Annotated in this window: 10 protein-coding genes and 1 riboswitch; of the genes, 6 read left to right on the plus strand and 4 right to left on the minus strand. The window is 47.0% G+C overall.

Going from position 1 to position 13,627, the window contains the following annotated elements; genetic code table 11:
- Positions 1 to 122: 122 nt before the first annotated feature.
- Positions 123 to 1,070: a DMT family transporter gene (locus G7Y45_RS05930; RefSeq protein ID WP_032531769.1), complete on the plus strand. Its 948-nt coding sequence runs from the start codon at positions 123 to 125 to the stop codon at positions 1,068 to 1,070.
- Here the strand turns inward: G7Y45_RS05930 and G7Y45_RS05935 are convergent.
- The 3 genes from G7Y45_RS05935 to G7Y45_RS05945 all read right to left on the minus strand — a co-directional run bounded on the left by G7Y45_RS05935 (position 1,024) and on the right by G7Y45_RS05945 (position 4,429).
- Positions 1,024 to 1,647 (minus strand): thiamine diphosphokinase, encoded by a 624-nt coding sequence (locus tag G7Y45_RS05935; protein WP_005810634.1) that lies wholly within the window; start codon positions 1,645 to 1,647, stop codon positions 1,024 to 1,026. The genes G7Y45_RS05930 and G7Y45_RS05935 overlap by 47 nt on opposite strands.
- Positions 1,634 to 2,206, minus strand: coding sequence for a nicotinamide riboside transporter PnuC (pnuC, locus tag G7Y45_RS05940; RefSeq protein ID WP_005778616.1), 573 nt, complete (start codon positions 2,204 to 2,206; stop codon positions 1,634 to 1,636). The genes G7Y45_RS05935 and pnuC overlap by 14 nt, the downstream gene beginning before the upstream one ends.
- A gap of 3 nt (positions 2,207 to 2,209) precedes the next feature.
- Complete coding sequence (locus G7Y45_RS05945; protein WP_165016355.1) at positions 2,210 to 4,429, minus strand: TonB-dependent receptor; 2,220 nt, start codon at positions 4,427 to 4,429, stop codon at positions 2,210 to 2,212.
- Positions 4,428 to 4,524, minus strand: a riboswitch (TPP riboswitch). Its footprint overlaps the gene before it by 2 nt.
- A gap of 117 nt (positions 4,525 to 4,641) precedes the next feature.
- Here G7Y45_RS05945 and G7Y45_RS05950 point away from each other — a divergent pair.
- Positions 4,642 to 5,550, plus strand: a complete 909-nt coding sequence (locus G7Y45_RS05950) for a mechanosensitive ion channel family protein (protein WP_005778613.1) — start codon at positions 4,642 to 4,644, stop codon at positions 5,548 to 5,550.
- Positions 5,551 to 5,620: 70 nt separating this feature from the next.
- On the opposite strand, the gene G7Y45_RS05955 is transcribed toward G7Y45_RS05950, so the two are convergent.
- Entirely contained in the window at positions 5,621 to 5,860 is a 240-nt protein-coding gene (locus tag G7Y45_RS05955) for a hypothetical protein (protein WP_005778611.1), read from the minus strand.
- Positions 5,861 to 5,985: 125 nt separating this feature from the next.
- On the opposite strand from G7Y45_RS05955, the gene G7Y45_RS05960 reads away from it, so the two are divergent.
- The 4 genes from G7Y45_RS05960 (at position 5,986) to G7Y45_RS05975 (ending at position 13,624) form a co-directional block, all read left to right on the plus strand.
- Positions 5,986 to 6,573 carry an RNA polymerase sigma-70 factor gene (locus tag G7Y45_RS05960; RefSeq protein WP_005778610.1) on the plus strand — a complete coding sequence of 196 codons (588 nt, stop codon included), beginning with the start codon at positions 5,986 to 5,988 and terminating at the stop codon, positions 6,571 to 6,573.
- Positions 6,574 to 6,634: 61 nt separating this feature from the next.
- On the plus strand, positions 6,635 to 7,633 hold the full coding sequence (locus tag G7Y45_RS05965) for a FecR family protein (protein WP_165016352.1): 999 nt from the start codon (positions 6,635 to 6,637) through the stop codon (positions 7,631 to 7,633).
- A gap of 211 nt (positions 7,634 to 7,844) precedes the next feature.
- Complete coding sequence (locus G7Y45_RS05970; protein WP_165016349.1) at positions 7,845 to 10,247, plus strand: glycoside hydrolase N-terminal domain-containing protein; 2,403 nt, start codon at positions 7,845 to 7,847, stop codon at positions 10,245 to 10,247.
- Positions 10,248 to 10,342: 95 nt separating this feature from the next.
- Complete coding sequence (locus G7Y45_RS05975; protein ID WP_165016346.1) at positions 10,343 to 13,624, plus strand: TonB-dependent receptor; 3,282 nt, start codon at positions 10,343 to 10,345, stop codon at positions 13,622 to 13,624.
- The last annotated feature ends 3 nt before the right edge of the window (positions 13,625 to 13,627 follow it).

Raw genomic sequence — 13,627 nt, forward strand, 5'->3', positions numbered from 1 at the left:
TTTTTGTGTAAAACTAAATAACTGGAATCCGCTTCCCGCTCCGGGCTTTATCGCCCTCCTTTTCCCGAACTTTCCGCCGCCTCTTTTGTTGTACCCCAATAAAACCTAACCCCTTGTGTATGATGAAGAATAAAAAAGTGGAGGCCAATCTGAGCATGGTGGTGTCCAAAACCTTTAGCGGATTGAATATGAATGCGTTGAAATACCTGCTTCCCGTGTGGGTCAGCCCTCTTTCGGGAGTGGCCCTCCGGTGCGTGTTTGCCGCCGTTGCTTTCTGGATCATCGGAATGTTTGTCAAGCCCGAGACTTCTACCCGCAAAGAAAAGATCTACCTTTTCCTCCTTGGTGCGTTGGGCATTTACGGTTTTATGTTTCTCTATCTGGTGGGGCTGAGTAAGACGACCCCCGTCTCCAGTTCCATTTTCACCAGTCTCCAGCCCATTTGGGTGTTTGTCATCGCCGTTGTCTTCTTCAAAGAGAAAATCAGCGTCCTGAAGGTTGCCGGCATCTCCCTCGGACTCGGCGGGGCCATCCTCTGTATCCTGGCACAAAAGAGTGACGACTTGGCTTCGGACGCCCTGACGGGGAACGTGCTGTGCCTGTTGAGTTCGATTGCCTATGCCATCTATCTGGTGGCGAGCAACCGTATCCTGAAATCGGTCGGAATGTTTACGGTGCTGAAGTATACCTTTGCCGGAGCAGCCTTTTCGAGCATTCTGGTCTCTGCCATCACCGGTTTTCACGCACCGGTATTTTCCGGACCGGTGCATTGGTTTCCGTTGTCCGTTCTCCTGTTCGTCCTGATTTTCCCTACGGTCGTCAGTTATCTGCTGGTGCCCATAGGACTGAAATATCTGAAGACTACCGTGGTCGCCATTTATGGTTATCTGATTCTGATGGTGGCCACCATCGTTTCCCTGTTGGTCGGGCAGGACCGCTTCAGCTGGGCGCAGACCATTGCCATCGGCATGATATGCATCAGTGTCTATCTGGTCGAGGTGGCGGAAACGAAGGAGAAACCTCTCAGTAATTCAGATAAACCAGGTAGTCTCCCTCCGCATGGATCGTGAATTCGTCACCTGTCGCCTCGTTCAGTGTCCCTTGCCACCAGTTGTCGAAGTCGCTGAGCGGGTATACCAATCCCTCTCCTCTGAGTCCGGTGGCACCGAAGTTAAAGACAGAGACCTGTTGTCCGGGGCGTGATTTGAAAGTGTTCCGTCCCGATGCGGGAACGAACATGCCATGATCGGTCAGCATCGTCACCTGTGCTCCCACCTTCATATAATCCACCAGCAGGCTGATGTTTCCCAATGTATGGTCTTCCCGTTTGCCGGTTGCGCCTACAAGGATGATCACCTTCTTGCCTTGGTCCAGCAGGAAATGGACCGCTTTGGTCTGATCGTTCGTCTCCTGGTCGTCTATCTGATGGAATATTTCCCTGAAACGGTCTTTATTCTCCGCCGAGAGGGAGTCCCCGTCACCGATGATGGCATTCGGGATGAATCCCCGGCGGATGTGTTCATCGGCCGATCCGTCACAGCATACCACATAGGGAGCCATGATCAGCATGGTTTCGGGCATGGAGTGGGTTGGATATTCGCCGTTGCCCAGTATCACGGCATCCATATCGATATCATTTACTTTCATAGTGCATCATTTGTTTCCATTTAAAGTAGCCAAAGATAGCAATTATTGAGTAAAGTCCGTAAAGGGCGGATGTGAAATAAAGCTCTTTGTAGATGTAGAGTCCGCAGCATACCACGTCGACCAGTATCCATGCCCACCATTGTTCTACGTATTTGCGCGCCAGCATCCACATGCCGATGATGCTCAGTGCCGTGGTAAACGAATCGAGCCAGGGTACGTTGCTGTCCGTGAACCGGATCAGTATCCAGGCAATGCCGAGGAAGGCTGCTAAGAATACCGCGGTCAGCGGAAGATACCTTTCCGGCGGAGTATGTGTGATGGGGAGTTCGGCTTTCGACTCCCGGCCGGCACCCCGCATCCAGACAATCCATCCGTAAACGGCCGCTAGCAGATAGTAGATGTTGATTCCGAAGTCGGCATACAGTCCCGCCCGGTAGTAGACGAAGATGTAGATGGCAGGCATGATGATGCCCGCAATCCAGAGGTAAATGCTGGCACGGTATTCCAGCCAGAGATAAATCAGCCCGATCAGGGTACCTGTGATTTCGAGGTAGTTCATGGCTTAAAAGCGGATGGAAATGTTACCCATTACATTCGTTCCGGCCTGTGCGGCGTAGCCGGCATAGTTGTAGCGCTCTACCTCTCCTTTTACTATCTTATAACCGCTGCCTGCATATCCGTTGTTTTCGTACTCGGCATTGAAGAGGTTGTAGATGGTGAATCCTGCCGTAACCGACTTTACGTGAGGGAGCTTGAAGGTATAAGCCAGGTTGAGGTTGCTCACGAAATAGGCGTCCAGCGTCTGGTCAGCCTGTCTGGCATTGCTCATGTACTGCTTGCTGACGTATTGTGATTGCAAGGCGGCCTCGAATCCCCGATAGCTGAACGAGAAGCGGTTGTTCAGGATCAGGTCCGGCGAGAAGGCAATCGGTGTATTTCCGTGGCTGACCTCGATCGGATTCTTCCATTCGTCTTCATACAGCTTTTCGGTGAAGTTTTTCACCCGGTTTTTGCTCAGTGTACCATTGATGTCCCACTGGAACCATTGGCAGGGCTTCACACCCAGCATCAGTTCCACTCCCATCCGGTAACTGTCGGGCACGTTGCGCGCCATAGCCTCGCCTATCTCGTTCAGCTCTCCGGTCAGTACCAACTGGTCTTTGTAGTCCATATAGTAGAAGTTGGCCCCGGCGCTCAGCCAAGTGTTCCGGTAGGTATATCCCAACTCATAGTCGAGCAGTTTTTCCGCCTTTGGATACTCGTCCGCGTTGCCGTCGGTATAGTTGTTCCGTGTCGGTTCCTTCTGGGCGATGGAGAACGATGCGTAAACCCGGTTGTTGGCGTCTATGTCCCAGTTCAGCCCGGCTTTCGGGTTGAAAAAGTTGAAGTGATCGTTTACCGCCAGTTTTTGCAGGGCATCCGCGTTGTAGTCAAACTTATCGTTGTCGCCGTTTATCTTATAGTTGATGTAGCGGTATTGCAGGTCGGCGTATGCATTGAGCCCCGCCACCAGGTTATAGTTGGCTTTCAGATAGAGGTTGCCGTCCGTCTTCTTCGCTTTATTCCGGTAGTATTCGTGGTCGGGGAGCAGTTCGCCGATGTAGTTTTTCACCCAGATCACCCGTCCGAAGTGCCATCCGTCATAATGGTTCAGCGCACCTCCCAGTGAAGCGTTCAGCTTTCCGTTCTGGTAATTTACCGAGAACACGCCGCCACCGAAGTGGTTGTCCATCTTCTTCTGACGGATCAGGTCGCTCTTGTCCACCTCTTTGCCATCGTGCATGAAAGGTGGCAGGCGATACTCCTTCAGTGTCCGGTCCTCCTTATACTCCTGATAATATCCGTCTCCTTTCGTATAATGGAGTGCTGCGTTCAGGTTCCATTCCGGCGAGAAAGTGTGGTTCAGTAAGAGCTGGTAGTTCATTTGCAGATAGTTGTCTGTCTGGTCTTTGTAGAAACGGATGTTGCCGTCATCATCCGTGTACATGCCGCACGAGTTGAAACGTCGTCCGTACTTCTCCATTTCTTCCTTGCTGGCATAATTCCAGGCATGATACGTTTTCTCTTTTCCGCCGAAAGTGATGAACTTCACCGAAGTGTTGTCGGCGAAATATCCCCCCTGTGCATAAAAAGAATAAAGGTCTACCGAAGCCCGGTCGATGTATCCGTCCGTACCGATGTTGGACAGGCGGGCATCGAAGGCCCAATGGTCGTTCAACAGTCCGGTACCGAATTTTACCGTTTCTTTGTGCGCATTGAAGGTTCCGTACGAAGCATTCAGTTCGGCATACGGCTTCATCGAAATCCCCTCCGTCTGCATATTCACGCTGGCACCGAAAGCACCGGCACCGTTGGTCGAAGTTCCCGCACCGCGTTGCACCTGTATATCCTTCACCGATGAGGCAAAGTCGGGCATGTTCACCCAGAAAAGCGTATGGCTTTCGGCATCGTTCATCGGAATGCCGTTGGCGGTGATGTTGATACGTGTCCCGTCCGTTCCGCGCACACGCAGGGTGGTATAGCCGATGCCTGCTCCGGCATCACTGGTGGTCAGTGCCGAAGGTGTCATACTGAGCAGATACGGGATATCTTGCCCGAAGTTCTGCTTTTTGAGTTCCTCTTTCGACACGTTGGTAAATGCTACGGGAGTCTTCGAAGTGGCACGTGTGGATACTACCTGCACCTCTTGCAGGTTTACTACTTTCAAGCTGTCTGTCTCGCCCGCTTGCGCGAAGACGCTTGCTCCGGCTATCAGGCAGCCGGCAAAAATCATCTTTTTCATGTTGCTAATTTATTTTTCTCTACGCCGGCATTACCCGGATCAGGTCAAAGGGTATGTTCTCAGCCCGTCATGTTAAGGCACCCCTACTCAGTGAATCGGTGGCAAATTTACGCTTTTTGGGCGTGTTAAGCAAGAAACACTTCGCTATTTGATAAAAACATTGTAGCTTTGTCTGCTGTTATTAAATGAAAAACTTTTAAAATTGTACTATTATGCTACTATTCTTTCAAGCCGCGCAACAAGTGGCAGACTCTCTGCAGGTGGCGGCCGATAAGCTCGATCAGGCCATTGCACAGGCCGATGGGCTGGATAAACTGGCTCTGGTTACCCAGCAGTTGATCGATTCGGGTATACAGGCCGGAGGTCACATCCTGAAGGCTGTGATTGTCTTTCTGGTCGGACGTTTTCTGATCCGGATGCTGAACCGACTTGTAAGGCGTCTTATGGATAAGAGAAATGTCGATATCAGTATCAAAACTTTTGTAAGGAGCCTCGTTAATATCCTTCTCACCGTATTGCTGATTGTTTCCGTGGTAGGTGCATTAGGAGTGGAAACCACTTCGTTCGCCGCTCTGCTGGCTTCTGCCGGTGTGGCTGTCGGTATGGCTCTTTCGGGTAATCTGCAGAACTTTGCCGGCGGACTGGTCATCCTGCTGTTCAAGCCTTATAAGGTGGGCGACTGGATAGATGCACAGAACGTTTCCGGTACTGTCAAGGAAATCCAGATCTTCCACACCATCCTGACCACTGCCGACAATAAATTGATTTATGTTCCGAACGGTGCACTGAGCAGTGGGGTCGTGACTAATTACAGCAATCAGACAACCCGGCGGGTAGAGTGGATTGTCGGTGTGGATTACGGTGAAGATTATAATAAGGTTGAGAAGGTGGTACGTGAGGTGCTGGCTGCCGATAAGCGTATCCTGGATGATCCTGCTCCCTTTATAGCTCTCCATGCCCTGGATGCGAGCAGTGTGAACGTGGTGGCCCGTGTCTGGGTGAACAGTGCCGATTATTGGGGAGTATATTTCGATATTAACAAGGCGATTTATGCTACATTCAACGAACAAGGCATTAACTTCCCCTTCCCTCAACTCACAGTTCATCAGGCACCCAACTGATAACTCATACAAAAAGGGTGGCTACTTCGTCGGAGGTAACCACCCTTTTTCAAGATTTATATTTAACCGATTAACACACTCCAAAATCTTCTGTCGGATCATACGTGTTGTCTGTGATGCCTAACAGATGGTTTATCTCTCTCCGCTTATCCAAATCCTTGAAATAGGTTTCCACCACTTTGTAAAGATCGAAACTGAATGTAGATCCGGCTGCCATATCCAATGACTCTACCATCTGTTCTACTGCCTGGTGGATTCTTTCTTGATCGATCAGGTGAAGCTCATTACTGTGAATAAGATATTTTTCCATAACCGTTGTTGTTTTAAATTTCTACAGATAAAACATTCTGAAAGAGGATAAGGTTCAATCTGTTTTTTCTTATCTTTGCGGTCTCTGTATTTTGCCTTAAATCTTTAAGTGGGGAATATTCGATAATGAATCAGTTCTTAGACTTTGACCAGAAACTGTATGCAGAACTCCGTAAAGGTAGCGAGCATGCTTTCGTTACTGTTTTCCGGCAGTACAATCGCTTGTTGTATGCATTGGCCTATCGGTATTTCAAATCCGGTGAAGAAGCCGAAGATGCTGTACAATATACCTTTATGAAACTGTGGGAACAGCGGGAAAGGTTTGACTTTCAGTCCGGAATCCGGAGTTTATTATTTACTATTTTAAAGAACTACATACTGAATGAATTACGACATCGTAATCTTGTTTTCGAGAAACACTATGAAATGGCCCAGAAAGACGAAGAAGCCGATGATGGTTTCCTGAAAGATTTTGAGGATAAAGACTTCAGGGAGCATCTCCGGGCCGCTATCGGCAAACTCCCCCCTCAAAAGCAAAGAATATGCCGTTTGAAAATAGAGAAAGGGCTTTCCAATCAGGAAATAGCGGACGAGATGCACATTACGGTTCCTACCGTAAAATCACATTATACCCAGGCCATTAAGATACTTCGTGCGGAAATAGAATCGTTGATTGTATTACTTCATGTATTGTGGATTCATTTTTTAGGGTGAGTGTCAACTCATACTTTTAAGTTGGTGAAGTGTTTTTATTAGTAGATAAAGAAAAGTAGAAATGAAAATAGATGATGCGATTATAGATAAGGTGCTCAATAATGAAGCTTCTGCAGAGGAGGCTGGAAAGGTGGCGGAATGGTTTGCTACAGAGGAAGGTAGCCGCTATCTGTCGGAACGGCTGGAAAATGAATCTTTGCGGTTGACGGAAGAGCAGGCTTTGGATTGGCTGGACCATCCGGTGCCGGAAGAACGGATGCGGCAACGCTTTATGGGAGAGATCAAATCACAGAAAAAAACAATATCTTATCGTCGCGGACTGATAGCGGCGGCCGTGTTGATCCCTTTCCTTTTTCTCAGTTTGTCGCTTTGGTTTCTGGCCGACAGAACCGGTGTATTCTCTGCTACGGAGTATGCTGAACTGAAGGTTCCTTGCGGTGAACAGATGCAGGTTGTTTTGCAGGATGGTACGGTCGTACAGTTGAACTCGGATACTCGTTTGCGATATCCCAAACAATTTGGGCTGTTCAATCGTAGTGTTGAGCTGTGGGGAGAAGGCTATTTTGTGGTAGCCAAAGAAAAGAACCGTCCATTTATTGTTGATCTGAAGGGAATCGAGGTGAAGGTGACCGGAACCAAATTTAATGTGAAGGCATATCCTGCAGAGCAGAATGTATGGGTGACACTGGAAGAGGGCGGAGTTCTGCTAAAGGATTCGAAGCATAAGGAGTATCCTCTTGTACCCGGTCAAAGTGCGGAATATAACAGAAAGTCCGGACGTTGCCAGATATCCGAACCGGAAGATATGAACCAGATCTCTTCCTGGCGTTCCAATAGCCTGAACTTTTATCTCACTCCGTTGAAAGAGATCATAAAAGTGATGGAACGGCAGTATGATGTTCATTTCATTGTGCGTGATTCTACTTTATTGAATAACAGGTTTACTCTGTCTACCAGCAAAGTGAACGTTGATGATGTATTGCGTGATTTGGAGGCGGTTTCATGGATACGTTTCTCACAAACAGAAGACGGGGTGTTCGAAGTCCTGAAGAAAGAATAGATGGATTGAATCATCATTCCTATATAGATAGATGCAGACCAAACAAAAGGGACTGCATCTATTTTTTTAGATGTACTCTAAAACAGAAGACTCATACTTTCTTTCGGGTGAGGTGTTAGCTTATGTATACTAAAAAGGCCTTTCGGAATATTTATTTTGAGTATGAACCAGATGTCTGTACATAAAGATATCACAATGATTATGTGTTTATATGAAGTATTTGTTTACTTTGTTGATGGCCTGTCTCCCGTTTTCCTTTACTCATGGGATTGAGAGCCATCCATCTTTTCTAAATTCGTCCGGACGATGGGTAGTTTGGTCCGAAAAACCTGCTGCATCCTGGCAGGATGCATTCGTTACCGGTAATGGAAGTCATGGAACAATGGTGATGGGACAGCCGGGAGAAGAAAGGATTATCTGTGTCCACGAAGAATTATTTATAAGGGGATGGGACCGCAATAAAGTGGCGGTTCCTTGCACCGCTTCTTTGCTCCCGCAAGTACGAAGTCTGATGGAATCAGGAAAAAGTGATGCCGCGGATGCGTTGATGACGAGTGAAGCGGACCGTCAGTTGGTTGCCATGGGAGCCCGCCAACGTTGGCCTTTGATTCCTCATCCGGCTTTCGACCTGTGTATCCGGCATACGGGTATACCTTTACAAACCGAAAAGCAGTATAGAAGGCAGCTCGACCTGGAGACTGGAGAAGTGCTCACTTCCTGGTGCGAAAACGGGAAGGTGACGGAATCTGTGTTCTCGTCCAGGGAGCATAATGTGAATGTGGTCCGCTTGAAAGCCGATGAGGGTAATAAGATGAATCTGGTGCTGAGTCTGAAAGAGACTCCTGGGCGTGAAGGTATGCACTTTGATCATAACTTGGACAGTGCTTTCTCATCGGTGAAAGCAGAAGCCGTGTCGGGTTGGTTATCCTATCGTGCCGGCTATAAATATGATGTCGGTGGCTATGAAGGGTTAGCCCGTGTGACGGTTAAGGGAGGAAGTATGACGGCTGAAGGAGATTCTTTACGGATAACGGACGCTGAAGAGGTGTTGGTGCTCATTAGGATCACTCCTCTGAAGGAGGCCCGTTTATCCGTGCGTTCGTCCGTACAAAAAGAACTGTCGGGTTTGCCGCTTGATTATGGTAAGTTGCTGAAACCTCATAGCCGGATACATGGGGAAATGTTCCGCCGTATGCAGTTGGATCTGGGATGTTCGTCCGACTGGAAGACCGTTCCGACTGAGAAAATGCTTTCGACGATTCACGAATGTGGGGTTACTCCTTTGTTTTTAGAGCAGATCCACGCAATGGGCCGTTATCTCTTGATTTCTTCGTCCGGCAAATATCCGCCTCCTTTACAAGGAATTTGGGGAGGAGGCTGGAAACCCGGATGGATTGGCGGATTTGTTTGGGATTCAAATATTAATTTAGCTATTTCGGCAGCATCTATGGGCAACTTGCATGAATGTGCGGAGTCTTATATTGGATATGTCGAAAATCTATTGCCGGGTTGGAGACTGAATGCGAAAAACTACTTGGGATGCCGGGGCTTTCTTGTAGCCCATTACAATGATCCGGAAAACGGATATCTGACTCATTTCGGAAGATCTTTTCCCTGGATGTTCTGGGCGGGTGGGGCTGGCTGGAATATACGGCCATTCTACGAGTATGCTATGCTGACCGGTAACGAGACCTTCCTAAAAGAACACGTATTCCCCCTCTATCGGGAGATGGCCGGTTTTTATGAAGATTATCTTATTATGGGCTGTGACAGCCTTTATCATATCTGTCCGAGTGTTTCACCGGAAAACGCATCTCCCGGAACTGATACCTGGCTGAGCAAAGATGCTACGATGGATGTTGCCATTGCCAGAGAAGTGTTTGGCCTGCTTCTGGAGATGGGGCATAAGTTCCGTGTGGATAAGAAAGAACTGGAACGGTGGAGTCATTATCTGCAACGCTTGCCGGCTTATCGGATAAATAACGATGGGGCATTGGCCGAATGGATTGATCCCCATTATCCGGATGTGTATAACCACAGACATCTTTCACACTTATATCCGGTGTTTCCCGGTTCCCGGTTGGGTAAGTCAAAAGGAGATTCCCGTCTTATTAAAGCGGCAAGTGTAGCTTTGGACAAGCGTTTTGCCTTCGATACCGGTTCGGCTCATGGACTAATCCATGTGGCACTACAGGCTGTACGGTTGGGAGATATAGAGAAAGTGAAGACCAATTTGGACCGCTTTTGCCGCCGCCATTATTTATATGACGGACTGGTTACCTCGCATGATCCCGAGCATCAGGTTTACAATCTGGATGCGGTTTTGAGTTTTCCGCGTCTTTTGATGGAAATGCTGGTTTATACGGAAAAGGGGAAAATAGAACTACTGCCGGCTTGGCCCCATGAATATGCCGATGGCTGCATAAAAGGGATACAGGTGTATGGTGGACACACATTGGATATTACGTGGAAATCCGGACAGCTGGTGGAAGCCGTCCTGCATGCACGGCAAAACGAGTCCTATGAAGTAGTTTATGGGGATCGGAGAACACGATTACAACTACGTGAAGGCAAGACTTATCATTTCTCTGCACAATTTTTTGCAGAAAAATGAAAATGACACTCATACCTTCTTTGGGATGGTGTGTTAGCCTATATAGAAAGGCCTTTTTATAAATCATAAAAATAACTAATTTAATACTGTATGAAATGAAAACAAGAACCAGAACGAAAATGCTGTTGCTCTTAGGAGTTCTTTTATTTGGCTTCACTGTTTCGGCATGGTCACAAAAAGTTTCTTTAAATTTTAATAATGAGAGGGTAGAGAAGGTACTGTCTTCTATAAAAAGCCAGACAGGGTTAGGGCTGGTGTTCAGCGATCAGTTGATCGACGTAAACCGTAAAGTATCCATTCAGTTGAAAGATGCCACTCTGGAGGATGCGTTGACAAAACTATTGGCAGGAACGAAAGTTACTTTTGAGGTCAGAAATAATAAGATTTATTTTATTGAAAAGAAAACGGACCAACAACCCGGTTCCCGGAAGAAGAAGGTATCCGGAGTGGTGAAGGACGCTATGGGGGAACCTGTCATCGGAGCCAATGTTGTTGAAAAAGGAGCAGGCACCAATGGGGTGATAACAAATCTGGATGGGGAGTTTACGCTGGAGGTTCCGGAGAATGCTTCTTTGACTGTCAGTTACATCGGCTATCTGCAACAAGATGTTTCGACAAAAGGGAAGGATACGTTTAACATCATTCTGAAGGAGGATACCAAAACCCTGGAAGAGGTGGTAGTTGTGGGATACGGTGTTCAGAAGAAAGTGAATCTGACGGGAGCAGTTGCTGCAGTCGATTCCAAATCATTGCAAAACCGTCCGGTGACTAACGTATCGAATGCCATCCAAGGGTTATTGCCCGGTGTGACTGTCATTTCCGGAACCGGACAGCCGGGAAGTGACAATACAACCATTCGTGTGCGTGGTGTCGGGACTTTAAATAACTCTAATCCGATGTATGTTGTGGATGGTTTACCCGTATCGAGTATCAATGAGGTAGATCCCAGCGATATCGAGAATATCTCAGTACTGAAAGATGCTTCTTCAGCAGCTATTTACGGTTCACGTGCGGCAAATGGAGTTATCCTGATTACTACTAAAAAGGGAGGTGATAAAGCACCTACTCTACGTTATGACGGCTATGTGGGCTGGCAGAAACCTACAGCTCTTCCCGAATATCTTCATTCATGGGAATACGCAAAGCTGTACAATAAAGCCATGGTTAATGAAGGTAAGAAACCTATTTATACGGACGAAGAGATTGAAAAGTTCAGAAACGGTTCAGATCCTGACAACTATCCCGATACGGATTGGCAGGGGCTATTCTACAAAACCGGTTTGCAACACAGCCACCGTGCCGAGATTTCGGGAGGTACGGATAAGATGACTTATATGTTCTCTGCCGGTTATCTGGGACAGGATGGTATTATCGATATTGCTAAATACGATCGCTATTCGGTACGGGGTAATATGAATGCCAAGATGGGAAAGTTTACAGCAGGGATGAACCTTTCTTTCACGTATGGTGAGGCACAAGAACCTGTGAGTGGTTTTACCGGTGAGATGTCTAATATCTTTTCACAAATCAACCAGATCGCCCCTTTTATTCCTTATAAATATTCAAACGGATATTATGGATATGCCAATGACGGTAACCCGTTGGCTTTTATCGAGGAAGGCAACTTGCGTACCACCAAGCAACACATCACCAGAGCCATCGGAAATGTAAGCTACGAACCGGTCAGGGGATTGAAGATTCAGGAAATCGTGGGTTATGAATATAAATCGATCTCCGACGAGAAGTTTATTAAGGATATCCAGTATTATAACTGGAAAACAGGAGAGCCTACAAAATATCAGGGACCTAACAGTCAGACTGATGAACGTAAGAATGGGCTGAAACTGAATTTACAGACACTGGTCAGTTATAACAATACGTTTGGAAAACATACTGTAGGTGCACTGGCGGGATACGAACAGGAATATTACCGTGAGGACTGGACTAAGGGATACCGGAAAAATTTCTTGAACAATGATCTTTGGGAATTGAATGCCGGTTCACCTGATGGACAGACAGCCAATGGCTCAGCCAATGAATACGCATTGCGTTCATTCTTCGGGCGTCTGACTTACGACTATGACAATCGCTATTTGGTAGAGGCAAATATCCGTCGTGACGGAACTTCACGCATCTTTAAAGACTCCCGTTGGGGTGTGTTCCCCTCTTTCTCGGGGGCATGGCGAATCATCAATGAACCGTTTATGGAAGGAACCCGCAATGTACTGTCCGATCTGAAGCTGCGTGGAGGTTGGGGCGTTCTGGGCAATCAGGCTATTTCTTACTATTCTTATCAATCTGTACTTGATCAAGCCAATTATTCCTTCGGTGGAACAGTTGTACAGGGAGTGGCTCCGGTAGATGGTGCTAACCGTAACCTTGTTTGGGAGACCACAGAAACATTGAACTTCGGACTCGATATGGGATTCTTGGGCAATCAGTATACTTTGTCTATTGAAGGATACCGTAAACTGACTTATGACATTCTGATGAAATTGCCGGTGAGCACCTTGTACGGTCTGAATGCTCCTTACCAGAATGCAGGTAAAGTAAAAAATACCGGTTTTGAAATGACTGCAGGCTATAAACTGAATACTCATGGCTGGAACTTCCAGGTGTCGGCTAATGCTGCATATAACAAGAATGAAGTACTTGACCTGAAGAATGGCGGAGCACGCATCTGGAGCGGTAAGTATTTTAATCAGGAAGGTTATGCCATCAATTCTATCGGAGGATACATTGCGGAAGGACTTTTCAAAACAGAAGAAGAGGTTGCCAATAGTGCTACGATACCCGGTACCGAAACTGCACCCGGTGACATCAAATACCGCGATATCAATAATGATGGAAAAATTGACGGAGAGGATCGTGTTTATATCGGTAATACAATGCCTAAGTGGACTTTCGGGCTGAATCTGTTTGCTGAATGGAAAGGGTTTGATGCTACTTTCCTGTTCCAGGGAGCTGCTGATGTGCAAGGGTATCTTGCAGGCCCCGGTGTAGTGGGCGAAATGATCGGAGCTAAGGGAAAACCTTCTTATATGTATCGTGATTGTTGGGATGCTGAAACCAATCCGAATGGCAAGTTTCCGAGAGCATTCTCTTCTTATCGCCAGAACAACAGTATCTATAATCCCTCTTCTTTCTGGATTGTCAACTCTTCATATTTACGTTTGAAGAACTTCCAGTTGGGATATACACTTCCAAAAGAGTGGTGTAATATAATGGGAATTTCACGAATCAGAGTTTATTATAGCGGGCAGAATCTGCTTACCTTTACCAAATTTGATAAAGGTTTCGATCCGGAATCACCCGAAGGAGGAAGCTCTTATCCTCAAGTCAAAACAAATACATTTGGTTTAAACATAACTTTCTGATAG

Source organism: Bacteroides sp. ZJ-18, assembly GCF_011038705.2.
In the GTDB taxonomy this organism is placed as follows: Bacteria; Bacteroidota; Bacteroidia; order Bacteroidales; family Bacteroidaceae; genus Bacteroides; species Bacteroides hominis.